Source organism: Oceanicaulis sp., assembly GCA_040112665.1.
GTDB lineage: Bacteria > Pseudomonadota > Alphaproteobacteria > Caulobacterales > Maricaulaceae > Oceanicaulis.
Window position 1 is genome coordinate 88,281 of the sequence record CP157796.1, and the last position, 20,900, is coordinate 109,180.

The 20,900-nt window shown below is 68.2% G+C and carries 24 protein-coding genes and 1 riboswitch; of the genes, 13 read left to right on the forward strand and 11 right to left on the reverse strand.

Annotated elements, in window-relative coordinates; genetic code table 11:
• The first annotated feature begins 52 nt into the window (after nucleotides 1-52).
• The 3 genes from ABL308_00485 to ABL308_00495 all read left to right on the forward strand — a co-directional run bounded on the left by ABL308_00485 (nucleotide 53) and on the right by ABL308_00495 (nucleotide 1,411).
• Entirely contained in the window at nucleotides 53-280 is a 228-nt protein-coding gene (locus ABL308_00485) for a F0F1 ATP synthase subunit C (GenBank protein ID XBQ16369.1), read from the forward strand.
• A 99-nt stretch (nucleotides 281-379) separates the two neighbouring features.
• On the forward strand, nucleotides 380-913 hold the full coding sequence (locus ABL308_00490) for a F0F1 ATP synthase subunit B' (GenBank protein ID XBQ16370.1): 534 nt from the start codon (nucleotides 380-382) through the stop codon (nucleotides 911-913).
• Between the two features lie 3 nt (nucleotides 914-916).
• A complete protein-coding gene (locus tag ABL308_00495; GenBank protein ID XBQ16371.1) occupies nucleotides 917-1,411 on the forward strand; it encodes a F0F1 ATP synthase subunit B in 495 nt (164 codons plus the stop codon).
• A gap of 78 nt (nucleotides 1,412-1,489) precedes the next feature.
• Here the strand turns inward: ABL308_00495 and ABL308_00500 are convergent, their stop codons facing one another.
• A complete protein-coding gene (locus ABL308_00500) occupies nucleotides 1,490-1,777 on the reverse strand; it encodes a hypothetical protein (GenBank protein XBQ16372.1) in 288 nt (95 codons plus the stop codon).
• 236 nt (nucleotides 1,778-2,013) lie between these two features.
• Between ABL308_00500 and ABL308_00505 the strand changes: the two genes are divergently transcribed.
• Nucleotides 2,014-3,111, forward strand: a complete 1,098-nt coding sequence (locus tag ABL308_00505) for an acyltransferase (GenBank protein ID XBQ16373.1) — start codon at nucleotides 2,014-2,016, stop codon at nucleotides 3,109-3,111.
• A 3-nt stretch (nucleotides 3,112-3,114) separates the two neighbouring features.
• Here ABL308_00505 and gcvPB read toward each other — a convergent pair whose 3' ends face one another.
• From gcvPB to ABL308_00540, 7 genes are all read right to left on the reverse strand, one after another.
• Nucleotides 3,115-4,695, reverse strand: coding sequence for an aminomethyl-transferring glycine dehydrogenase subunit GcvPB (gene gcvPB / locus ABL308_00510; GenBank protein XBQ16374.1), 1,581 nt, complete (start codon nucleotides 4,693-4,695; stop codon nucleotides 3,115-3,117).
• Nucleotides 4,695-6,044: an aminomethyl-transferring glycine dehydrogenase subunit GcvPA gene (gene gcvPA / locus ABL308_00515; GenBank protein XBQ16375.1), complete on the reverse strand. Its 1,350-nt coding sequence runs from the start codon at nucleotides 6,042-6,044 to the stop codon at nucleotides 4,695-4,697. The genes gcvPB and gcvPA overlap by 1 nt, the downstream gene beginning before the upstream one ends.
• Before the next feature lie 7 nt (nucleotides 6,045-6,051).
• On the reverse strand, nucleotides 6,052-6,705 hold the full coding sequence (locus ABL308_00520; protein XBQ16376.1) for an FMN-binding negative transcriptional regulator: 654 nt from the start codon (nucleotides 6,703-6,705) through the stop codon (nucleotides 6,052-6,054).
• Between the two features lie 3 nt (nucleotides 6,706-6,708).
• Entirely contained in the window at nucleotides 6,709-7,077 is a 369-nt protein-coding gene (gene gcvH / locus ABL308_00525) for a glycine cleavage system protein GcvH (GenBank protein XBQ16377.1), read from the reverse strand.
• 24 nt (nucleotides 7,078-7,101) lie between these two features.
• Nucleotides 7,102-8,199 carry a glycine cleavage system aminomethyltransferase GcvT gene (gcvT, locus tag ABL308_00530; protein ID XBQ16378.1) on the reverse strand — a complete coding sequence of 366 codons (1,098 nt, stop codon included), beginning with the start codon at nucleotides 8,197-8,199 and terminating at the stop codon, nucleotides 7,102-7,104.
• A 188-nt stretch (nucleotides 8,200-8,387) separates the two neighbouring features.
• A riboswitch (glycine riboswitch) is annotated at nucleotides 8,388-8,478 on the reverse strand.
• A gap of 93 nt (nucleotides 8,479-8,571) precedes the next feature.
• The gene (gene argS, locus ABL308_00535; protein ID XBQ16379.1) at nucleotides 8,572-10,335 is read right to left on the reverse strand and encodes an arginine--tRNA ligase; all 1,764 of its coding nucleotides are present in this window, start codon (nucleotides 10,333-10,335) and stop codon (nucleotides 8,572-8,574) included.
• Between the two features lie 60 nt (nucleotides 10,336-10,395).
• Nucleotides 10,396-10,968 (reverse strand): hypothetical protein, encoded by a 573-nt coding sequence (locus ABL308_00540; GenBank protein ID XBQ16380.1) that lies wholly within the window; start codon nucleotides 10,966-10,968, stop codon nucleotides 10,396-10,398.
• A 142-nt stretch (nucleotides 10,969-11,110) separates the two neighbouring features.
• Between ABL308_00540 and ispH the strand changes: the two genes are divergently transcribed.
• The 9 genes from ispH to ABL308_00585 all read left to right on the forward strand — a co-directional run bounded on the left by ispH (nucleotide 11,111) and on the right by ABL308_00585 (nucleotide 18,837).
• Nucleotides 11,111-12,055 carry a 4-hydroxy-3-methylbut-2-enyl diphosphate reductase gene (ispH, locus tag ABL308_00545; protein ID XBQ16381.1) on the forward strand — a complete coding sequence of 315 codons (945 nt, stop codon included), beginning with the start codon at nucleotides 11,111-11,113 and terminating at the stop codon, nucleotides 12,053-12,055.
• A gap of 45 nt (nucleotides 12,056-12,100) precedes the next feature.
• Nucleotides 12,101-12,550: a MarR family winged helix-turn-helix transcriptional regulator gene (locus ABL308_00550; GenBank protein XBQ16382.1), complete on the forward strand. Its 450-nt coding sequence runs from the start codon at nucleotides 12,101-12,103 to the stop codon at nucleotides 12,548-12,550.
• A gap of 449 nt (nucleotides 12,551-12,999) precedes the next feature.
• Nucleotides 13,000-13,659, forward strand: coding sequence for a DsbA family oxidoreductase (locus tag ABL308_00555; GenBank protein XBQ16383.1), 660 nt, complete (start codon nucleotides 13,000-13,002; stop codon nucleotides 13,657-13,659).
• A gap of 23 nt (nucleotides 13,660-13,682) precedes the next feature.
• Nucleotides 13,683-14,087: an MAPEG family protein gene (locus ABL308_00560; GenBank protein ID XBQ16384.1), complete on the forward strand. Its 405-nt coding sequence runs from the start codon at nucleotides 13,683-13,685 to the stop codon at nucleotides 14,085-14,087.
• A gap of 47 nt (nucleotides 14,088-14,134) precedes the next feature.
• A complete protein-coding gene (locus tag ABL308_00565) occupies nucleotides 14,135-15,511 on the forward strand; it encodes a TldD/PmbA family protein (GenBank protein XBQ16385.1) in 1,377 nt (458 codons plus the stop codon).
• Complete coding sequence (locus ABL308_00570) at nucleotides 15,498-16,277, forward strand: 3'(2'),5'-bisphosphate nucleotidase CysQ (protein XBQ16386.1); 780 nt, start codon at nucleotides 15,498-15,500, stop codon at nucleotides 16,275-16,277. The genes ABL308_00565 and ABL308_00570 overlap by 14 nt, the downstream gene beginning before the upstream one ends.
• Entirely contained in the window at nucleotides 16,274-16,525 is a 252-nt protein-coding gene (locus ABL308_00575; protein XBQ16387.1) for a DUF4170 domain-containing protein, read from the forward strand. The genes ABL308_00570 and ABL308_00575 overlap by 4 nt, the downstream gene beginning before the upstream one ends.
• A gap of 5 nt (nucleotides 16,526-16,530) precedes the next feature.
• Nucleotides 16,531-18,336 carry an ABC transporter ATP-binding protein gene (locus ABL308_00580; protein XBQ16388.1) on the forward strand — a complete coding sequence of 602 codons (1,806 nt, stop codon included), beginning with the start codon at nucleotides 16,531-16,533 and terminating at the stop codon, nucleotides 18,334-18,336.
• 63 nt (nucleotides 18,337-18,399) lie between these two features.
• The gene (locus ABL308_00585; protein ID XBQ16389.1) at nucleotides 18,400-18,837 is read left to right on the forward strand and encodes a hypothetical protein; all 438 of its coding nucleotides are present in this window, start codon (nucleotides 18,400-18,402) and stop codon (nucleotides 18,835-18,837) included.
• Between the two features lie 27 nt (nucleotides 18,838-18,864).
• Here ABL308_00585 and ABL308_00590 read toward each other — a convergent pair whose 3' ends face one another.
• From ABL308_00590 to ABL308_00600, 3 genes are all read right to left on the reverse strand, one after another.
• A complete protein-coding gene (locus ABL308_00590; protein XBQ16390.1) occupies nucleotides 18,865-19,641 on the reverse strand; it encodes an FkbM family methyltransferase in 777 nt (258 codons plus the stop codon).
• A 53-nt stretch (nucleotides 19,642-19,694) separates the two neighbouring features.
• A complete protein-coding gene (locus ABL308_00595) occupies nucleotides 19,695-20,090 on the reverse strand; it encodes a hypothetical protein (GenBank protein ID XBQ16391.1) in 396 nt (131 codons plus the stop codon).
• Between the two features lie 68 nt (nucleotides 20,091-20,158).
• On the reverse strand, nucleotides 20,159-20,821 hold the full coding sequence (locus tag ABL308_00600; protein XBQ16392.1) for a hypothetical protein: 663 nt from the start codon (nucleotides 20,819-20,821) through the stop codon (nucleotides 20,159-20,161).
• Nucleotides 20,822-20,900: the final 79 nt, after the last annotated feature.

Sequence of the window (20,900 nt, forward strand, 5' to 3'; positions counted from 1 at the left end):
CAGATCCACCCTCTTCATCCATCCGCACCGTTCATCTACGAGGAGTATCGACATGGAAGCGGAAGCCGCGAAATACATCGGCGCTGGTCTGGCCACCTTCGGCATGCTGGGCGCCGCGCTGGGCGTGGGCAACATCTTCTCCAGCTTCCTGGCTGGCGCGCTGCGCAACCCGTCCGCCGCTCAGGGCCAGTTCGGCAACCTGATCTTCGGCTTCGCCGTGACCGAAGCGCTGGGCATCTTCTCGCTGCTCATCGCGCTTCTTCTGCTGTTCGTCGTCTAACACCTCGGACGACGGTCGCGGTTCAGTTCGCCGGGCGGCCCCAGGGCCGTCCGGCGCGAACCGTCTTCAGGAAGCCTTGCAGCTCAAGGGAGGCCGCCCGTGACGGCGCCGCAAACCCCTGAAGGTGCGGACTACGCAGCCGAAGCCGCGTTCCCGCCCTTCGATCCGACCTATTTCGGCTCGCAGCTCTTCTGGCTGGCGATCAGCTTCGCGCTGCTCTACTTCCTGCTGTCGCGCTTCGTGCTGCCGCGCATCGGCGGCGCCATCGAAGAGCGGCGGGACCGGATCGCAGACGATCTCGACGCCGCCGCCGACATGAAGGCGCAGGCCGACGAGACCGTGAAGGCCTATGAAAAGGAACTCGCCGACGCCCGCGCCCGCGCCTCTGCAGTCGCCGCCGAAGCGAAGTCCGCCGCTGACGCCGAGATCGCCGAGGCCACCCGCGAGGCCGACGCCGAACTCGGCGCCAAGCTCGAGGAAAGCGAAGCCCGCATCCGCGAGGCGCGCGAAACGGCGCTCGCCGAAGTGCGCTCCATCGCCGCCGGGGCCGCGGCTGCGGCCGCCGAACGTCTGGCCGGCCTCGACGTCGCAGACGCCGACGCCGAAGCCGCCGTCGACCAGGTCCGGGGGTAAGCCATGGGCTATCTGCTTCAAGACACCACGTTCTGGGCCTTCGTCGGCCTGATCCTGTTCTTCGTCGTGATCGTCGTGTTCGGCGCGCCGAAGATGATCAACGCCGCACTGGACTCCCGCGCCGACAAGATTCGCGGCGAGCTCGACGAGGCCCGCCGCCTGCGCGAGGAGGCCCAGGAGCTGCTGGCGAGCTACAAGCGCAAGCAGGCCAAGGCCGCCGAAGACGCCGAAGGCATCATCAAGCAGGCCAAGGCCGAGGCCGATTACCTGCGCGAGAACGCCAAGAAAGAGATCGCCCAGCGCATCGAGCGCCGGACGGCTCTGGCCGAGCAGCGCATCGCCCAGGCCGAGGCCCAGGCCGCCAAGGAAGTCAAATCCCTGGCCGCCGACCTCGCCGTGGACGCCGCCAAGCTCCTGCTCACTGAAAAGATGACCAAGACCCAGCGCAACGCGGTGCTGAAATCGGACATCGCGAGCCTGAAGGACCGGCTGAACTAGCCGCTCCGGTCACGCCTGACGAAAAGCCCGGCGCTGCGCGCGCCGGGCTTTTTTCATGTCGGTCGCCGGAGGACGCTCTCAGCTCTCGTCCTTATGGAAGCGGTCGAAGACGTGCTTGACCCGGTTCCAGACGCCGGGATGGCGCTTGAGCCAGTCGGTGATGAGCTTGTGCGCGGTCTTCGAGGTGCCCGCCAGCAGGATCAGCGCGACGATCGCCAGCGGCAGGCCGAGCGGGATCGGCAGGAAGAACAGCGGCACGGCCAGCGCGAGCAGGAACAGCCCCAGCGCCACGCCGATGGCGCGCACCACGGCCTGCACCACGCCGTTGACGCCTTTCCGGCCCCAGCCGTTGAACGGCTCGTTCATCGCCAAAGCTGTGCTCCGCTCGCAAGACCGCCGGACGAACATCCAGCGCGTCCCTAATGTCTAGATCGGAAGGCCCGACTTCAAGGTAAACCGGTGTGCGAGGCTGCTTTGAAGCTGCGAAAGCCCCGGAAACCCGCGCTCTGTGACATTCCGCTGACACCGGGTCTGACGCATGGACGGGCGAGGCGGGCCTCGTCTAGGCTTGCCGCGCGGGGAAGTGAACGGCGGGCTGCGACTTGAAACTGGAATGGATACAGGCGCTTCGCGCGCTCGCCGCGCTGTTGGTGCTGGGCCTCCATCTCGGCCAGCAGGAGACGCGCTTCCTCGAGGCGGCGATCAGCCCGGTCTTCGCGGCGGCCGGCATGTCCGGCGTGGACCTGTTTTTCGTCATCTCCGGCTTCGTCATGGTCTGGGTGACCCGGCACGCCCCGCACGGCTCGGCGGGGTTTTCCGCCCGCTTTCTCTACGCCCGGATCACGCGGATCTACCCGCCCTACTGGCTGGCCACCGCAGCGATGCTGGCGGGTTATTTGCTGCTCGACGGCGCGTTCAGCCGGCAGGCGGGCGATCTGAACGTCCCCGCCTCGCTGGCGCTCTGGCCGGTGGGCGGGCCGCCCGTTCTGGTGGTCGGCTGGACGCTGATCCACGAGATGTATTTCTACCTCGTCTTCGCTGCGCTGCTGCTCGCGCCCAGGCGCTGGCTGCCCGCCCTGCTGGCGGTCTGGATCGCCACGGCGGCGCTCGCAGGCGCGCTGCTGGCGCCGGGCTCGGCGCCGGTGCTCCACCTCATCACACATCCGCTCACTGCAGAGTTCGTTCTGGGCTGCGGCGCGGGGCTTCTGGCCGCCAGCGGACGGCGCGCCTTCGCCTTGCCCTCGATCGGGCTGGGCGTGGTGTGGTGGCTCGCCGCGACCATCCTCATCGACTGGAGCCCCGGAGCGATTCCGCCGGCCGGCTGGGACCGCGTCGCGGCATTCGGGATCCCGGCCGCGTTCATCGTCTACGGGGTGGCGGGGCTCGATCTGGACACCGCAAGCCGGCCTTCGCGCGTGCTCATCCGGCTCGGGGACTGGTCCTACGCGCTTTATCTAATCCACCTGCCGCTGGTGGCCGCCCTGGCGCGGGTCTGGGCGGCGGTGCTGCCTGAAGGCGGCGTCGTCGGATCGGTCGGCTATCTCGTCACGGGCGCGGCGATCAGCATCGCCGCGGCGGGCCTGATGCACCGCCTGTTCGAACAACCTGTGCTGAGGCTCACACGCAAAGCGGGCGACCGGTTGTTCCCGGCCGCCCGCCCTGTCGCACAGACGCCGCGCGAGGCGACGAAGATCTGGTGAGGCCTATTCGGCCGCCTGCGGAGTGTCCTCCGCCGGCGTCCAGCGCAGCACGGGGCTGCGCGCGGCCTTTGTCTCGTCCAGGCGCTTGGCGGGCGCATGAACCGGCGCGTTGGTGAAGCGCTCGGTCTCGCCCGCCTTCGCCGCTTCGGCGAGGGCTTCCAGCGTGTCGCAGAACCGGTCGAGCCCGGCCTTGGACTCGGTCTCGGTCGGCTCGATCAGCATCGCGCCGTGCACCACGAGCGGGAAGTACATGGTCATCGGGTGGTAGCCCTCGTCGATCATCGCCTTGGCGAAATCGAGCGTGGAGACGCCGGTGTCTTTCAGGAACCGGTCGTCGAACAGGGCTTCGTGCATGCACGTGCCCTCGAAGGCCGGCGTCATGACCTGCTTCAGGCGCGCCAGGATGTAGTTCGCGTTCAGCACCGCGTCCTCGGCGGCCTGTTTCAGACCGTCCGAGCCGTGGCTCATCATGTAGCTGAGCGCGCGGGTGAACATGCCCATGTTTCCGTGGAAGGCGACCATGCGGCCGAACGGATCGCCGCCGTCGGCGCGGGCCTCGTCCTCGTGCTCGACCATCGTCCAGCCTTCTCCGTCGGTCTTGACGTACGGCACCGGTGCATAGGGCGCGAGCGCTTCGGAGAAGACCGTCGGGCCCGAGCCCGGACCGCCGCCGCCATGGGGGGTGGAGAAGGTCTTGTGCAGGTTGATGTGCATGGCGTCGATGCCCAGATCGCCCGGGCGCACCCGGCCGACGATGGCGTTGAAGTTCGCGCCGTCGCAGTAGAAATACCCGCCCGCCTCGTGAATGAGGTCGGCGATCTCGCGGATGTCGCGCTCGAACAGGCCGCACGTGTTCGGGTTGGTCAGCATGATGCCCGCGACGTCGTCGCCGAGCTTGGCCTTGAAGGCCTCCATGTCGACCCGGCCGCCTTCGTCGGCGGGGATCTCGTCCACGGTGAAGCCGCACTGAACGGCCGTCGCCGGGTTCGTGCCGTGCGCGCTTTCAGGCACCAGCACGCGGCGGCGGTTCTTCTCCCCGCGCGCGTCCAGCGCGGCGCGGATCGCCATCATGCCGCACAGCTCGCCATGCGCGCCGGCCTTGGGGCTCATCGCCACGGCGGGCGTGTTCGTCAGCGTCATCAGCCAGTGGGCCAGCTCGCCGATCAGCTCATAGGCGCCCTGCACGGTCGAATGGGGCTGCAGCGGGTGGATGTCGATGAAGCCGGGAAGCCGCGCGAGCTTCTCGTTCAGGCGCGGATTGTGCTTCATCGTGCACGAACCCAGCGGATAGAGCCCAAGATCGATCGCGTAGTTCTTGCGGCTCAGGCGCACATAATGGCGCATGGCTTCGGGCTCGGACAGGCCAGGCAGGCCCAGCTCGCCGCTGCGCTCGAGACCGTCCAGACGGGTCTTGGTTCCCTTGGGTTCGGGCAGATCGACGCCGGTGTTGTCGAACCGGCCGCGCTCGAAGATCAGCGGCTCGGCCTGATCGAGCCCGCGCGAGCCCGAAAACGTGTCGGTGTACGCGCCCGCATCGAAGGTGTGCAGCGGCTTGGACGGGCGGCCCTGGGAGTTCATCGCCATTACAGGATCTCCTTCAGCGCGGTTTCGAACGCGTCGAAGTCAGCAGGAGTGTTGGTTTCGGTGGCCGCGACGATCAGGAGATCGTCGACGCCTTTACCTTCGCCATAAAGCCGCGAGGCCGGAACGCCGGCGAGCACGCCCTTGGCGGCGAGCTGATCGACGACCTTCGCCGCGCCGGTGGGCAGGCGCAGGGTGAACTCGTTGAAGAAGCTGCCGGTGACCAGCTCCACGCCGCCGATCGCGGACAGACGGTCGGCGAGCTCGCAGGCCGCTTCGTGATTGAGGCGCGCGAGCTTGCTCAGCCCCGCCTGGCCCAGCAGCGTCATGTGGATCGTCCAGGCCAGCGCCATCAGCCCGGAGTTCGTGCAGATGTTCGAGGTCGCCTTGTCGCGGCGGATATGCTGCTCGCGGGTGGACAGCGTCAGCACGAAGCCGCGCCGGCCGTCCGCGTCCACTGTCTCGCCGGCGAGCCGGCCGGGCATGTTGCGGATGAAGTTGCGATCGTCGCGGCAGGCGAACAGGCCCACGTAAGGCCCGCCGAATTGAAGGCCGACGCCGAGCGACTGGCCTTCGCCGACCACGATGTCCGCACCCATCTCGCCGGGCGATTTTACAAGGCCCAAGGACACCACTTCGGTGAACACCGCGATGACCAGCGCGCCCTTCTCGTGGGCGGCCTTCGAGATCGCTTCGAGATCATGCAGCTGGCCGAACACGTCAGGGGTCTGCACCACCACGCAGGCGGTGTCGTCGTCGATCGAGCCTATGAGATCGTCCAGCGCGCCGGGTTTGGCGCCCTGGCTGACGGTCTCGATGTCCATGTATTTGGCCAGCGTATGGGTCGCAGCGGCGTAGTGCGGGTGCAGATTGCCGCTCAGCACCGCCTTGGAGCGCTTGGTGATCCGGCAGGCCATCAGCACCGCTTCGGCGCACGAGGTCGAGCCGTCATACATCGAGGCGTTCGCCACCGGCAGGCCGGTCAGCGCGGCGACCTGGGTCTGAAATTCGAACAGGGTCTGCAGCGTGCCCTGGCTGATCTCGGGCTGATACGGCGTGTAGCTCGTCAGGAATTCCGAGCGCTGGATCAGGTGATCCACCGTGGCGGGGACGTGGTGCTTGTACGCGCCCGCCCCGACGAAGAACGGCGCTTCGCCCGCAGAGAGGTTCTTCTTCGCCATGCGCGTGAAGGCGCGCTCGACTTCGAGCTCGGTCGCGCGGCGCGGCAGGTTCACAGGGCCGTCGAGCCGGGCGGCTTCGGGCACGTCGGCGAACAGATCCTCGATCGAGGAGACGCCGACCGTGTCGAGCATCGCCTTGCGGTCGTCAGGCGTCAAAGGAAGGTAACGCATCGGCGCTTCAGCCTCTTTCCAGCTCTCTCATCAGCGCGGCCACGCCGCGCGCCCCGGGATCCTCGCGCGCGCTCAGCGCGTCGATCACCCCATGAAAATCCGCTCCGGCCTTGTTCTGGCCGAGCTTGGCGGTCGCCTCGAAGCGGGTGATTCGGAGCCTCAGCCCCGCGATCGCGCGCATCATCGGCGACACGTAGTCTTCCGGCGCGTCGGAGACCCGCCAGGCCTCCTCAGCGCCCGCCAGGCCGGTCTCGTAGTCGCCGGCCTGCCGGTCCAAAATCGACCGGACCAGGCCTGGATCGTCGAGCACCTCGAGTTCGCCCTCGGCCTCGGCGGTCAGGTAGTTCCAGGTCGGCACCACCCGGCCGGTCTCACCCTTGGACGGGTAGTGTGAAGGCGAGACATAGGCGTCCGGCCCGCAAAACACAGCCACCGCCGGGACCGGCTTTCGCTCCTCCAGCGCGGCGTGAAACCGGTTCGCCCGCGCCAGATGGCCTTCCAGCGCCACCAGCGCGCCATCCTCGTCCAGCACCGGGATGAGCGGGGTCTGCACGGTGACGAGCCGGGTCCCGCTCCAGGCCGTCAGCGCCGCGAAGGGCCGCGCGCGCACCAGAGCGAGCGCGGTCTTCGTATCGGCGGCGAAGGCCCGGTTGGGATGCATGGCCTACTCGGTGTGCGCCTTGTAGGCGTCGTCATCCATGAGCTTTTCGAGTTCGCCCGCGTCGGCGACCTTGAGCTTGACGAACCAGCCCTGATCGGCCGGGCTTTCATTGACCTTGCCCGGCTCGCCTTCCAGCGCGTCGTTGACGGCCGTGACCGTGCCGGAGATCGGCGCGTAGACTTCCGAGGCCGCCTTGACGCTCTCGACCACGGCGAGCTCGTCGCCCTGCTTGAATTCCTTGCCGACCTCGGGGAGCTCGACGAACACCACGTCGCCGAGCTGCTCGGCGGCGTAGGCGGTGATCCCCATCACGGCGTCTTCGCCGTCGACGCGGACCCATTCATGGTCCTTGGTGTAGCGGGTCTGGCTCATGCGGTACTCCCCTTGAAGGTCGATCTAGCCGCGGAAAAAGCGGTGTTCGGAAAACGGCGTCTTGACCACTTCGGCCTGGCGCGCCTTGCCGCGCACCATCAGCTCGAGCGGCGTGCCTGGCTTGGCGAGGTCGGCGCGGACATAGCCCATGGCGATCGGCCCGCCCACGGTCGGCCCGAAGCCGCCGGAGGTGACCACGCCGACGGTCTCGCCGTCATGCTGGATCTCCGTGCCTTCGCGCGCCGGAGCGCGGTCGTTGAGCACGATGCCCACGCGCTTTCGTTCCGGCCCGTCCTCGATGAGCTTGAGGATGCGGCGCGCGCCGGGAAAATCGGCCCGCTCGCGCCTGGATTTCGCGACCGCCCAGGTCAGCGCGGCTTCAGGCGGGGTGATCGTCTCGTCCATGTCGTGGCCGTAAAGGCAGAGCCCGGCTTCCAGGCGCAGCGAGTCCCGCGCGCCCAGACCGATCGGCTTGACCCGCTCGTCAGCCAGCAGCGCGCGCGCCAGCGCCTCGGCCTCGCTTTCGAGCACCGAGATCTCGAACCCGTCCTCGCCGGTATAGCCCGAGCGAGAGACCAGAACCTCGAACCCGGCCAGCTCGAACCGGCCGGCCTGCATGAATTTCAGCCCGCACGCGCCGGGGCAGAGGTCTTCCATCACCTTGACCGCTTCGGGCCCCTGAAGGGCGAGCAGCGCGCGGTCGTCGAGCTCGATCAGCTCGGCGCGCGTGCCGAAACGGTCGCGCATATGGGCGAAGTCCGCCCCTTTGGTGGCGGCGTTGACGACGACGAACAGGAAGTCGTCCTCGGGGCGGGAAACCATCAGGTCGTCCATGATCCCGCCCTCGTCGTTGAGCAGCAGCGTGTATTTCTGCTGGCCGGTCTCGAGCGCGCCCAGATCGGCGGTGATCAGCGCTTCGAGCGCGCCCGCCTCGCCGGTCACCCGCGCCTGACCCATGTGGGAGACGTCGAACAGGCCGGCATGCTTGCGGGTGTGATGGTGCTCGGCCATCACGCCTTCGTACTGCACCGGCATTTCATAGCCGGCGAAGGGCACCATCTTGGCGCCGAGCTCGACATGCAGGTCGTAAAGCGGGGTCCGGTGCAGCGGCTGGTCGGCCATGAGCGCTCCTCGAGGTCTTCGCGCAGGTTCGCGATCACAAGCGGCGGCCTCGCGCCCCCGCCTGAACTCGCCCCCGCTGTCTCCAGGACCTGAGAGATTCCCGCGCGCCGGCCCGGTCAAGGGAGGCCGCATTGCTCCTTCGGTGGGGCGCAGAACACACCTGTCCACGCCCGCTTTCCAGCGTCGGCCTTGGGTTCGCGGTCCTGATGCCTGAGCGTTTCCGGGGCGGTTGCGCCTTCGGCGCCGGCGTCTTCGGCCGGTCTCTCCCGCGAGGGGCCGTCATGTCGTCCGCGCACAGCCCGTCTCACGACGCTCCGGACGCGCGGGCAAACTAGCCCAAGCCCGATTCGAGTCAATCGAGACGGGGCGTGGCTACATCCGTTCGGGCACGTCCAGACCAATGAGGCCGAGCACCAGTTCGAGCTGGGTCAGCGTCGTCTCCGCGAGCCGCAGGCGCGAAGCCCGAACGGCCGCGTCTTCCTCCGGCAGGATCGGGCAGGCCGCGTAGAAGCCGGAGAAAGCCTGCGCGAGACCATAGGCGTGCTCGCACAGCACGTGCGGCGCCCGGCCCTGCTCGGCGCGTTCGAGCGCGGCTTCGAACCCGTCCAGCCGACGCACCAGCGCGGCTTCGGCCTTTTCGGTGATGGTGACGGGGCCGGCCTCGAGGCCCTTCTCGGCGGCCTTCTTCATCAGCGATTTCACCCGGACCGCCTGATAAAGCAGGTAAGGGCCGGTCTTGCCCTCGAAGCTCACGAAGCGGTCGAGATCGAAGATGTAATTGGTCGTCCGGACGTTGGAGAGGTCGGAGAACTTGATCGCGGCGTTGGCCACCGCGCGGGCCACGGAATCGAATTCCGCTTCGGAGAGCTCGCCGCCGAGCCCGGCTTCGTTAAGCCGCGCCTTGGCCCGCTCGAACGCCTCTCCGATGAGATCGGCGAGCTTGAACGTGCCGCCCGCCCGGGTGCGCAGGCGCTTGCCGTCCGGTCCGTTCACCGTGCCGAACTTCACGTGCTCGAAGCTCCCAGGCTCGCCATAGCCGGCTTTCACCGCGGCGCGGAAGACCTGCTCGAAATGATCGGACTGGGCGAGGTCGACCACGTAGAGCACGAGATCGGGATCGTAGGTCTTGCGGCGGTCGAGAATGGTCGCGAGATCGGTCGTCGCATAAAGCGCCGAGCCCTGCCGGGACACCAGAATGAGCGGGGGAAGCTCCTTCTTGTCGCTCTCCTCGGCGACCCGGACCACCCAGGCGCCCTCGCTTTCCTCGGCCACGCCGCGCGCCTTGAAGTCCTCCACCATGGACGGGATCAGGTCGTTGACGTCGCTTTCCCCCTTCCACAGGTCGAAGCTGACCCCCAGCGCCTCGTAATCGGCCTTCAGCGCGGCGATCGAGACGGTGATGAAATGGCCGAGCAGCGCCCGGTAGCCCGGCCGGCCGGCCTGTAGCTCGGCGGTGGCTTTCTGGGAGCGCGCGTTGCGCTCGGGGTCTTCCTTCGCCTTCGCCGAGGCCTGCGGGTAGAGCCGGGAGAGATCTTCGATCGTGACCGGGCTCTCCTCAGGGTACGGCCCGGTGAAGTCGGCGTCGAAATAGGGAAGTCCGGGCTGCTCGTCTTCGAGCTCGGTGACGAGATGGCCCATCTGAAGCCCCCAGTCGCCCAGATGGACGTCCGAGATCGTCTCATGGCCGCGGAAAGCCAGGAGCCGCTGCAGGCAGTCCCCGATCACCGCGGAGCGGAGATGGCCGACATGCATGGGCTTGGCCACGTTCGGCCCGCCGAAGTCGAGCATGATCTTCAGCGGCTTTTCAGCCTTTCCCGCCCCAGCGCGTGCATCAGCGGCGATCGCGTCGGCGCGGCCGGCGTAGAACTCGGACGGCGGGGTCAGGTTGAGAAAGCCCGGCCCTGCGATCTCGACGGCGAGATCGGGCTCGGCGTCGGCCAGCCGTGCGGCCACCGCTTCGGCGACGGCGCGCGGGGGCTTCTTCGCGATTTTGGCCGCCGCCATCGCGCCGTTGCACTGATAGGGCGCGAGATCGGGCCGGTCGCTTTCGATCACCACGCCCAGATCGGCGGGCAGGCCTTCGGCGGCGAAGGCCTGAGACAGGGTTTCAGACAGGCGTGAGATCAGCGAAGCCATGGCGGCGCTCCGAAAGGCCGGGCGCGCGGCCCGACGCCGGCGCGCCCCTTATGGGCGGGATCAGTCCTGACCGGCGTCGACGCGGAACCTGAGGCCCGAGCGGTTGAACTCGATCTGCTCTTCAGTCAGCTCGAAGCCGACCAGCACCTCGAAGTTCACGCCCGAGGTGTCCGGATTGGCCCGCGGAATGCGGACCGGATCGAAGACTTCGATGCGCTCGATGCGGTCCTGTCCGGGCCGGAATTCTGCGGTGACCGGGAAGACCTGCTTGTCGATTACGATATCGTCGAGCCCGGTCACGGCGACGAACAGCTGGTAGGTGTGGGTGTCGCCCACCGCAGCAGGGCCGCGGCCGAAGGCCATGCGCACGCCGAGCTCCATCTCGATCGGGTCGGCGCGGCGGTCGGTGTAGCGGCAGCGGCTCTCGACATCGAGAATCTCGGCGGTGAAGCCGACATTTTCGTAGACGATCTCCTCGCCGCGGATCTCGACCAGCCTGTGCGCGTCGTACAGCGCCAGCGCGTTCGGGCACGGGCCGGGATTGGGTTCAGGTTCGGCGAAACGCTCGCGCATCGACTGACAGCCCACCAGGCTGAGGGCGAGAACAGGAACGGCGAGGGCTGAAATGCGCATGAACGATCCCCAAATGGTGCGTCACCAGACGCCGCGTCCGGCGAGGCCGGGCTTTCGCCCGCCGGGCGCGGTCTGCTAAAGGCTGTCTATTACGCGAGCCGGTCCGCTGCAACGCCCGCTCGCGCCGCGCAACGGAGATTTCATGTCGGAGTCCAGCGCCCTGACCCTGCTGCTCGCCAGTCCGCGCGGCTTCTGCGCCGGTGTGGACCGGGCGATCCAGATCGTCGAACGCGCGCTCGAACGCTATGGCGCGCCGGTCTATGTCCGCCATGAAATCGTGCACAACAAGCACGTCGTGAACCGGCTGAAGACGATGGGCGCGGTCTTCGTCAAGGAGCTCGACGAGTGTCCCGACGACCGGCCGGTCGTGTTCTCCGCGCACGGCGTGCCCAAATCGGTGCCCGCCAGCGCCGCCGCCCGCGACATGCTCTATGTCGACGCGACCTGCCCGCTGGTCTCGAAAGTCCATGTCGAAGCCCAGCGCCATCACAAGGCGGGCAAGGAGATCGTGCTGATCGGCCATGCCGGCCATCCCGAAGTCGTCGGAACGCTCGGCCAGCTTCCCGAAGGCGCGATCCACCTCATCGAGACCGTCGCCGACGCCGAAGCCTTCGAGCCGCGCGATCCGGCCGAAATCGCCTTCGTCACCCAAACCACCCTGTCTGTGGACGACACCGCGGAGATCGTCGCCGCCCTGCAGCGCCGCTTCCCCGAGATCGCCGCGCCGCACAAGGAAGACATCTGCTACGCCACCACGAACCGCCAGGCGGCGGTGAAGGCGATCGGCGCCTCGGCCGATCTCGTGCTCGTGGTCGGCGCGCCGAACTCGTCGAACTCGGTCAGGCTGGTGGAGGTCGCGCTGCGCGCCGGCGCGAAAGACGCCAAACTCGTGCAAAAGGCCGAGGACGTCGATTGGAGCTGGTTCGAAGGCGCGTCGCGGATCGGGATCAGCGCCGGGGCCAGCGCGCCTGAAGAGCTGGTCGAGGACCTGATCGCGGCGATCGCGCAGCGTCACCCGGTGAAGATCGAGGAGATCCGGGTGGCCGACGAGGACGTCGTCTTCAAGCTGCCCAAGGAAGTCGCTTAGGCCCGCAATCTTTCGCGCGCGAACGAATCGGCGCAACCTGCTGGTATGGCACGCGTTCGCGCCGTCGACCGGCGGCTTTTCCTGCTCATCGAGATCGCAGCCCGGCGCCTTCACCGGGAGGCGGACGCGCGTCTGGCCGCCGAGGCAGGCGTGAGCGCGAGCCAGGCCGCCGTGCTGTTCCTGCTGCTGAGGCGCGGGGAGCGGCGCATGGGCGCGATCGGTGAGACCCTGGCGCTGGGCGCGCCTGCGGTCACGGGCCTCGTCGGCCGGATGGAGAAGGCCGGGCTGGTGGCGAAACGCCGGGATGCGGGCGACCGGCGCGGCGCGCTGGTCGATCTCACCGAGGCGGGCCGGCTCGCCGCCGAGCGCGCCGATCACGTCCTTCGCGCGTTCAACGCCGAACTCGGCGACAGGCTGGGCGAAGAGGAGGCGGACATCGTCTATGACGCGCTGACGCGTCTGGCCGCCGAGGAGCCCGCCGAACCGGCGCGCTGAGAGCCTCAACGCTTTCTTCACCACCTTTAACGAACGCGCGTGCAATCGGCGAAATTCGCCTGCATGGTCATCGGCATGAACGCGGTCCACGCATCCGGGTTACAGGCTTTCCAGGCCGCTGCGGCGCGCCTCGAGGGCGCTGCGTCCCAGGTCGCCCGCGTTCGCGCCTCGACCATCCCTGCCGCGTCTCCCCCAGACGCACCATCTCCTCGCGCGGCCGCCGGACAACCCGTCGCCCCCCCACCACCCGCCGGACCCGGCGGCCGCGCCCCCTCTTTCGACGACTCAATCGTGAAAGCCCGGGTCGACATGATCCGCGCCAATCAGCAGGCCGCCCTCGCCGCGACCTCGATCCGCGCGGCCGACGACATGGTCGGCGAACTGCTCGACGTCAGCGCCTGAGCGCGGGAGGCTTTGCGGCCGGGGTGAAGCGCTCTAGCGTGCGCGTCATGGCTGCTGTCTCTGTCGATCTCGTCTCCGATCCCGTCTGTCCGTGGTGCTGGCTCGGCCTGCGCTACTGGAACCAGGCGCGCGCGCTCGTTCCCGACATCGAGACCGAGACGATCCTCAGGCCCTTCCAGCTCGACGCCGCCGTGCCGCGCGCGGGCGTGCCCTACGCCGAGTACATGAAACAGAAATTCGGCGGCGGTCCGTCCGACCGGTTCAAGGCGATGCGCGCCCATCTCGAACAGGCCGGGCCCGAAGCGGGGATCGTCTTCAATTTCGACGAAATCCCGATGCGCCCCAACACGATGGACGCGCATCGCGTCATCCGCTGGGCGCAAGGCCAGGGCGTGGGCGAGGCGGTGCTGGACGCGATCCATAAAGCCTTCTTCGAGGAACGCCGCGATATCGGCGACCGCGCCGTGCTCGCCGAGATCGCTGGCGAAAACGGGCTGGAGGCCGAACTCGTCGCCGAGCTTCTGGCGACCGACCGGGACGCCGGCGCAGTGCTGACCGAGGAGCGCTTCTACCGCTCGCTCGGAGTGCAGGGCGTGCCCTGCTTCATCTTCAACGGCCGCTTCGCGGTGTCCGGCGCCGAAGCGCCCGCCGTGCTCGCCGACGCGATCCGCAAGGCCGCCGGCATGCCGCCGTCAGAGGACGCATAAGAAATCACTCCGGGGAGGGTCTGATGACCGATTTCGCACCGCCCGACATCGCCGCCGCAGGGCTTTATGTCGGGCTCAATCTGCTCTTGCTCTTCGTGCTGGGCGTGAATGTCAGCCGCTATCGCCGCGCCACGCAGACGAGCCTGGGCGAGGGTGAAGGAAAGCTGCAGCAGGCGTGCCGCGCATTCGGAAACTCGGCCGAATGGCTGCCGGGCGCGCTGATCGGTCTGGTGCTCGCCGCTCATCTGGGCGCGCCTGCGATCGCGATCCATGTGCTGGGCACGATGCTGACCCTGGGCCGGGTGCTGTTCGCGGTCGGCCTTCTCAGCAATCCGGGGCCGAGCTTCGGGCGCATCGCCGGCATGGCGCTCACCTATCTGGTCTATCTGGGCCTGGGGCTGGGGCTGGTCGCGCACGCCCTTCTTTAGGCGCCTTCGCATTGCCCGAACCACGGGGGAGGCGTTAAGAGCGGGACATGACCGAAACCCGCCCCTCCCCCGTCCTGGGCGCGCCGGACACGGCCGCCCTTCTCGATCTCGCCCGCACGCTCGTCGACGCCGCCATGAAGGCCGGCGCCGATCAGGCCGAGGCCGCCGTCAGCGAATCCCGCTCGGTCGAAGCCGGCGTCCGCGAGCACAGCCTTGAAACCGTCGAGCGCAGCGAGAGCAAGGACGCAGGCCTGCGGGTCCTGATCGGCAAGCGCCAGGCCGGCGTCGCCTTCTCCGATCTTTCCCAGGCGGGTTGCGCCCTCGCCGTGGAGCGCGCGATCGCCATGGCCAAGGCCGCGCCTGAAGACCCCTATTGCGGCCTGGTCGAGCCTGAACGCCTCGCGCGCAAGCTGCCCGCGATCCTGCTTTACGAACCGCCCGCGATCGACGAGCAGGGTCTTGAGGCCGCCGCGCTCGAGCTCGAAGCCGCAGCCCTCGCCGTGCCCGGCGTCGAGACGGTGTCGAGCGCCGGCGCCAGCGCCGGGGTCAGCGCATCGTCTTTCGTCACCTCGACCGGGTTCGAGCGCGCCCGGCTGGGCTCGCGCTGCGGGCTCGGCGTTGCGGCCATCGCCAAGCTGAACGGCGCGATGGAGCGCGATTACGACTCCCACAGCGCAAGGCGTCTCGGCGATCTCAAGGCGGCCTCGATCCTCGGAACCAGCGCCGGCGAGCGCGCCGTGGCGCGCCTGGGATCGGAAAAGCTGCCATCGGGCAAGATGGCGGTTGTGTTCGACAAGCGCGTCGCGACCACCTTCATCTCCTCGATGCTGGGCGCGATCTCCGGCCCCGCGATCGCGCGCGGGACGAGCTTCCTGCGCGACCGTCTGGGCGAGAAGGTCTTCGCCGAGGGCGTCGACATCGTCGAGGATCCGCTGCGCGACTGGAGCTTCGGCGCCCGCGCCGCCGACGGTGAAGGGATCGCCTGCCGCCCGCGTGCGCTGATCGAGGACGGGATGCTGACCACCTTCCTGATGAACGCGGCGAGCGCGCGCCAGCTGGGCATGGAGCTGACCGGCCACGCCGCGCGGCGGCTCGGCGGCCCGCCGGGCGTCTCTGCGGCGAACGTGCATCTGCAGCCGGGCGAGGCGAGCTTTGACGACCTTCTGGCCGAAGCCGGCGAGGGGCTTCTGGTCACCGAGATGTTCGGCCCCTCGCTGAACGCCAACACCGGCGACTGGTCGGTCGGCGTGGCGGGCTTCCGCATCGCTGGCGGTAAGCGCGCCGGACCGGTGAGCGAAGTGACCGTGGCGGGCAATCTCAAGGACATGTTCGCCCGGCTCGTGCCCGGCTCCGATCTCGAATTCGAGCACGCGACGAACTCCCCCAGCGTCCTCGTGGAGGGGCTGTCGGTTGGCGGGCGCTGAGACCGATCGCGACCTGATCGCCGCTGCGGCCCGCGACGCGGGCAAGCTCGCGCTCGCCTTCAGGGCGCGCGGGCTGAAGACCTGGGAGAAATCCAAGGGCGATCCGGTCAGCGACGCCGACCTCGCGGCGGACAATCTCCTGAAGGACCGGCTCCTGCCCGCCCGGCCGGGATACGGCTGGCTGTCGGAAGAAACCGCCGACGACCGCTCCCGGCTCGAACGGCCGCGCAGCTTCGTCGTCGATCCGATCGACGGCACGCGCGCCTTCATGAAGGGCCGGCCCGAATTCGTGGTGTCGGTGGCGGTGATCGAGGACGGCGAACCGGTCGCCGCGGCGCTCTACGACCCCTCCACCGAGCGGCTTTGGGACGCGGCGCGCGGTCAAGGCGCGCGGCTCAACGGGCTGCCGATCCGCCATAGCGGGCAGAAGACGATTTCCGGCGCGCGCGTCCTGGGCGATCCTGGCCGCCTGACCGCCTTGCGCGATCTCGGCGCGACGGCCTCGACGGTGAACTCCGCCGCGCTGCGGCTGGCGCTTTGTGCGCAGGGAATGTTCGACGCAGTCGTAGCCGAGCGCGGCAAATGGGACTGGGACCTCGCCGCGGGCGCGCTCATCGTCACCGAAGCGGGCGGGACGATCAGCGGCCGGGACGGCGCGCCCCTGAAATTCAACGGCGATCCGCCGCGCCAGCCGCCGCCCGTGGCCGCTGGCCCGGCGCTTCACGCCTTGCTATTAGAGCGTCTCGACAAGGGAGAGCATCGATGAGCCAGTCCGGCGACCGTCAGCTTCTGCATCTCGTCATCGGCGGCGAGCTGAAGGATCTCGGCCCGAACGCGCACGAGTTCAAGGATCTCGACAAGGTCGAGTTCGTCGGCGCGTTCCCGAACTATGAAAGCGCCAAGGCGGCCTGGCGCGGCGCGGCGCAACGCACCGTGGACAACGCCCACATGCGCTTTTTCATCATCCACGCCCACCGCCTCCTGGACCCGGCCGAAGGCGGCCCGCAGGGCTGACCGGTTTGACCGAGGCGACCGCCAGCGCGGCGGACGCGGAGACCGTCCCTCCCGCGCCCGCCCCGGCCGAGCCGCCAGGCCCGGCCAAGTCGCGCGCGCTCGCCCGGCGGCTCTGGAACGGCTGGCTGAAGAAACGCCCCGGCCTGATCGGCTGGGCGCTGTTTCTGTCGGCGATCACCGCTGCGGCGGCGTCGGGCTACGGCGTCGTGGTGCAATACGCCTCGGGACTTCTCGAAGCGCGCGACCCCTCCGTGCTGTGGATCGCGCCTGCGGCGATCCTGGGGATCGTCGGGGCGCGCGCGATCAGCCTTTATTTCCAGACCGTGGCGACCAACCGGCTCGCCCTGTCGGTGATGCGCGATCTTCAGACCGCCATGTTCGACCGGCTGATCACGGCGGATTTTGCGCGCATCGAGCGCGAGCCGGTCGGCTCGATCATTTCCCGCTTCACCAACGACATCACCATGCTGCGCGAGGGCCTGATCCGCGCGGCGAACAATTTGATGCGCGACACGCTGCAGGTCGCCGGCTGCCTTGCGGTGATGCTGTGGCTGGACTGGGTGCTGACCCTTGTGATCGTCATCGTGCTGCCGCTCGCCGCCCAGCCGGTGCTGCGCATCGGCAAGGCGATCCGCAAACGCGCGGACGCCGTGCAGACCCAGATGGGCGACGTGTCGAGCTTTCTCGAGGAAAGCTTCTCCGGCGCGCGCATGGTGAAAAGCTTCTCCCTCGAACCCTGGGCGAAGGGCCGAGCCAAGACCCGCTTCGCCGACCGGTTCAGGCTGGTCCTGTCCATGGTCGCCCAGCGCGCGCGGATCGAACCGGTGATGGAGGCTGCAGGCGGTCTGGCGCTGGCGGTGGTGTTCGGCGTCGCCGGCTGGCGCGCGGTGCAGGGCGCGACGGACCTGTCCGATCTTCTGGGCTTCATCGTCACGCTTCTGGTGCTCAGCCCCGCCGCGCGCGCGCTGGCCTCGCTCACCGGCGTGCTGCAGGAAGGCTTCGCCGTGCTCGACCGGGTGTTCCGCCTGATCGACGAGCAACCCGAGCTGGTCGAGCCTGACGACGCGAAACCGCTGAGCGTGGTCCAGGGCGGCGTTCAGGTCAGGGACGTGAGCTTCGCCTACGAGCCCGGCCAGTCCGCGCTCGACGGGGTGACGATCGAGGTCGCGCCGGGCGAGACGGTCGCGCTGGTCGGACCGTCCGGATCGGGCAAGACGACGCTGCTCAATCTCGTGGGCCGGCTTTACGATCCGGGCTCGGGGACGATCGAGATCGACGGTCAGGATCTGGCGGCCTCCACCCTCGCCTCGGTGCGCGGCGCGACCGCGCTCGTCAGCCAGGACGTCACGCTTTTCGACGACACCATCAGGGCGAACATCGCGCTGGGCCGGCTCGACGCCAGCGACGACGAGATCACGGCTGCAGCCGAGGCCGCTGACGCGCATGACTTCATCACCGCCCTGCCCGATGGCTATGACAGCCCCGCGGGTCCCAAGGGCTCGAACCTGTCGGGCGGGCAGCGCCAGCGCATTGCGATCGCCCGCGCGATCCTGAAGGACGCGCCGATCCTGCTGCTGGACGAAGCCACCAGCGCGCTCGACGCCAAATCCGAGGCCCGGGTGCAGGATGCGCTCGAACGGCTCAGCGAGGGACGCACCACGCTCGTGGTCGCCCACAGGCTGTCCACCGTGCGCAAGGCGGACCGGATCTATGTGATGAAGGACGGCGGGGTAGTGGAATCGGGAACCCACGACGCGCTTATGGCCCAAGGCGGGCTCTACGCCGAACTCAGCCGGTTGCAGCTGCGCTAGCCCAGAAATTGACAGGCCGAATTTCGCATATAACCTCCCGAGAATGTCCAGCGGAGGTCGATCATGCGCGTAACAGCCTGTCTCGCAGCGTCGTTGCTTCTCGCAGGATGCTCCTTTTTCGACACCGAGTTCGTCGACACGCCGCGTCTCGACGAGATCAAGTCGATCGGAACCGTCGATCCAGAAGCGGCATGGAGGCCGAGCCGGTTAGACGACTTCCCTGAAGCGAACCTGCTCGTGCATGTCGAGCTGTGCGGCATGGACGGCGGCGACATCCATCATGCAGCGTTAGCGCGGGCCGATGCGATCGCAGACGTCGACGAGCGTCAGACATGGCTCGACGCTTACGTGACTGCGGTCGATGTGTTCGAACGCCAGGTCCGCTACAACCTCGCCTCCGGCTCCATATCGAGCAAGAGCAGCGGGTGCAGTCGCGCTGACGAAGCCTACGCCGCCTGGCGCGATACAGGCGCTTTGCCGCGGCGGCTCCTCGGAGGCTAGCGTCGCCGCCCCCCCAGGCTGCACCCGCTAGCCCAGAAGCTTCGCGCGATCCAGCGACCGCTCGCGCTCCGGCGCGACGTAGAAAGTGTTGAGCGCGCCCCGGCGCCCAGCGCTCAGCCGCCCGTTTTCAAACGCCGCGCGCGTCCAGCCGAGCTCCTCGCACAGCCAGGCGTCGCCGTCGGTGTTGTTTTCCATGAGCACCAGCGGCGCTGACGTCTCCAGCGTCTTGCGCGCGCCGGTGAGCACCGCGCGTTCGAAGCCCTGCACGTCGAGTTTCAGAAAGCCCACCGGCAGAGCCAGCTGGTCGAGCGGGAAGGTCCGCGCATCGAAACCAATGACTTCGAGCTTTGCGGGATCGAAGGCGGCCACGGTCTTCGCATTGAGCCAGCTGCGGCATTCCTCGGCGTCGAACGAGGCCAGCCCGTCATAGACGAAGCCGCGATAGACCGGCACGAACAGCCGCCGCGTCTCTTCCTTGGGCCCCAAGCCGCAGCGATAGACGGCGAGCGCGGGATCGTCCTCAAACAGCCGGGCGAGGGACAGGGCGAGGCGCGGATTTGGCTCGAAGGCGTGGATCAGCGCGTCGGGATGATACAGCCGGATGGCGTCGATGCTCTGGCCGCGATTGGCGCCGACATCGACGAACACCTCCCCGGGTTCGGGCGACCAGCGTTCAAGCAGCCGGAAATCGGGTTCGAACGGCGCGCGCAGCGCCCTTCGCCAGAAGCGCTGGAAGCTGGCCTTGGCGTCGACGAGCGAGGGAAAGCGGCTCTGAAAGGCGCGGACATGAGCGGCGACGTGCATCGGGATCCTCCCTTGCGTAGGGAAGGCTCGGTGCAAGCGCCATGCCGGTAAGGTCAGACCAGAGGCAGCGCCTCGGATTCCATCGACCAGTCCAGCCAGACCTGCGCTTCGGCGACGGAGGTGAAGATCGCGCAGTCATGACCGGCGTCTGCGATCGCCTTGCGGTAGATGCGCGCGATCGTGGACTCGAGATCGGTGGCGAGGATCGCGACGCGTGAGGGACGAAGAACCGAAACAGCGCGGATCGCCCGATCCATCAGGACGCCGGGCTCGGTCGCGCAGACGGTCGGGCGAAGATCGTACAGGATGCGATCGGCCTCGCAATCCTTGTAGAAGTCGAGGAACTTGGCCAGCCCCTCCTCGCCGGCGCGGACGTCCCTGCGCCCGGTGGCCACGATCACCAGAACGCCGCTGTCTTCGAGCACTTTCAGTCCGAGTTCACCCGGCATCGTTCCGCCCTCACGCTTCGGAACGATGTTCGCCGATCTGGTGTAAACAGACCCTTTCGGGAATGCACCTACTCGCGGCGCAGAATTCCCTCGGTGAGTGCAGAGCCCCACCAGCTGGCCATGAAGCCGTCATGGCAGGCCTGGCGGTCGTATTCGGTGCGCACCCACTCGAGAAAATCGATCGGGTCTTGCGCGTTGCGCCTGCGGTAGAGCTCGAAGAAATGGTCGAGCATGCCGGTCTTGCCGTGCTTGACGTGCAGGTATTTCAGGGAGAGCTGCTCGATCGCCTCCTCGAAGGGCGCCTTTTCGTGCAGCAGCTTGTAGAGCACCGCCACGATCCCGGCCCGGTCCGCACCCGACTTGCAGTGCATGTAGGCGGGATATTCGATCTGGTCGAAGACCTCGATCAGGCGTTCGATCCGCTCCACGAAGGGCGCCTCGCGCGAGCCCCAGGGCAGATCGACGATGTCGAGCCCCAGCGCTTTGCAGGCGTGGTGTTCAAGGTCGTAATAATGCCGGCCCGGCTGGGTTCCGCGCAGATTGAGGATCGTCTTGAACCCCATGTCGCGCAGCTGTTTCAGGCGCGCAGGGCTGGGCTGGTTGCCGCGCCACATCTCGCCGCCTACGTGGTGCATGTTGTGAAAGCGCAGGCGCAGCACGCCGTGATCGCCCCACATCAGCCCCCGCATGGCGCGCTTATAGGTCGCCGGATCGTCGAGATTCGTGCTCATGGACCGGTGAAGTAAGCGGGCGGAGCCCGATGTGCAACGCACGCGCCGCGCTTGACGAAGGCCGCCGGGGCGGCGAAGC

What these genes read in the sequence shown, in the direction of transcription:
- ABL308_00595 (XBQ16391.1), bottom strand. Translation starts at nt 20,090, where the DNA reads ATGCCGGGTGAACTCGGACTGAAAGTGCTCGAAGACAGCGGCGTTCTG.
- gcvPA (XBQ16375.1), bottom strand. Translation starts at nt 6,044, where the DNA reads ATGCGTTACCTTCCTTTGACGCCTGACGACCGCAAGGCGATGCTCGAC.
- ABL308_00565 (XBQ16385.1), top strand. Translation starts at nt 14,135, where the DNA reads ATGACCGAAACCCGCCCCTCCCCCGTCCTGGGCGCGCCGGACACGGCC.
- ABL308_00495 (XBQ16371.1), top strand. Translation starts at nt 917, where the DNA reads ATGGGCTATCTGCTTCAAGACACCACGTTCTGGGCCTTCGTCGGCCTG.
- ispH (XBQ16381.1), top strand. Translation starts at nt 11,111, where the DNA reads ATGTCGGAGTCCAGCGCCCTGACCCTGCTGCTCGCCAGTCCGCGCGGC.
- gcvT (XBQ16378.1), bottom strand. Translation starts at nt 8,199, where the DNA reads ATGGCCGACCAGCCGCTGCACCGGACCCCGCTTTACGACCTGCATGTC.
- ABL308_00585 (XBQ16389.1), top strand. Translation starts at nt 18,400, where the DNA reads ATGCGCGTAACAGCCTGTCTCGCAGCGTCGTTGCTTCTCGCAGGATGC.
- ABL308_00520 (XBQ16376.1), bottom strand. Translation starts at nt 6,705, where the DNA reads ATGCATCCCAACCGGGCCTTCGCCGCCGATACGAAGACCGCGCTCGCT.
- argS (XBQ16379.1), bottom strand. Translation starts at nt 10,335, where the DNA reads ATGGCTTCGCTGATCTCACGCCTGTCTGAAACCCTGTCTCAGGCCTTC.
- gcvH (XBQ16377.1), bottom strand. Translation starts at nt 7,077, where the DNA reads ATGAGCCAGACCCGCTACACCAAGGACCATGAATGGGTCCGCGTCGAC.
- gcvPB (XBQ16374.1), bottom strand. Translation starts at nt 4,695, where the DNA reads ATGGCGATGAACTCCCAGGGCCGCCCGTCCAAGCCGCTGCACACCTTC.
- ABL308_00485 (XBQ16369.1), top strand. Translation starts at nt 53, where the DNA reads ATGGAAGCGGAAGCCGCGAAATACATCGGCGCTGGTCTGGCCACCTTC.
- ABL308_00555 (XBQ16383.1), top strand. Translation starts at nt 13,000, where the DNA reads ATGGCTGCTGTCTCTGTCGATCTCGTCTCCGATCCCGTCTGTCCGTGG.
- ABL308_00540 (XBQ16380.1), bottom strand. Translation starts at nt 10,968, where the DNA reads ATGCGCATTTCAGCCCTCGCCGTTCCTGTTCTCGCCCTCAGCCTGGTG.
- ABL308_00600 (XBQ16392.1), bottom strand. Translation starts at nt 20,821, where the DNA reads ATGAGCACGAATCTCGACGATCCGGCGACCTATAAGCGCGCCATGCGG.
- ABL308_00500 (XBQ16372.1), bottom strand. Translation starts at nt 1,777, where the DNA reads ATGAACGAGCCGTTCAACGGCTGGGGCCGGAAAGGCGTCAACGGCGTG.
- ABL308_00575 (XBQ16387.1), top strand. Translation starts at nt 16,274, where the DNA reads ATGAGCCAGTCCGGCGACCGTCAGCTTCTGCATCTCGTCATCGGCGGC.
- ABL308_00550 (XBQ16382.1), top strand. Translation starts at nt 12,101, where the DNA reads ATGGCACGCGTTCGCGCCGTCGACCGGCGGCTTTTCCTGCTCATCGAG.
- ABL308_00590 (XBQ16390.1), bottom strand. Translation starts at nt 19,641, where the DNA reads ATGCACGTCGCCGCTCATGTCCGCGCCTTTCAGAGCCGCTTTCCCTCG.
- ABL308_00560 (XBQ16384.1), top strand. Translation starts at nt 13,683, where the DNA reads ATGACCGATTTCGCACCGCCCGACATCGCCGCCGCAGGGCTTTATGTC.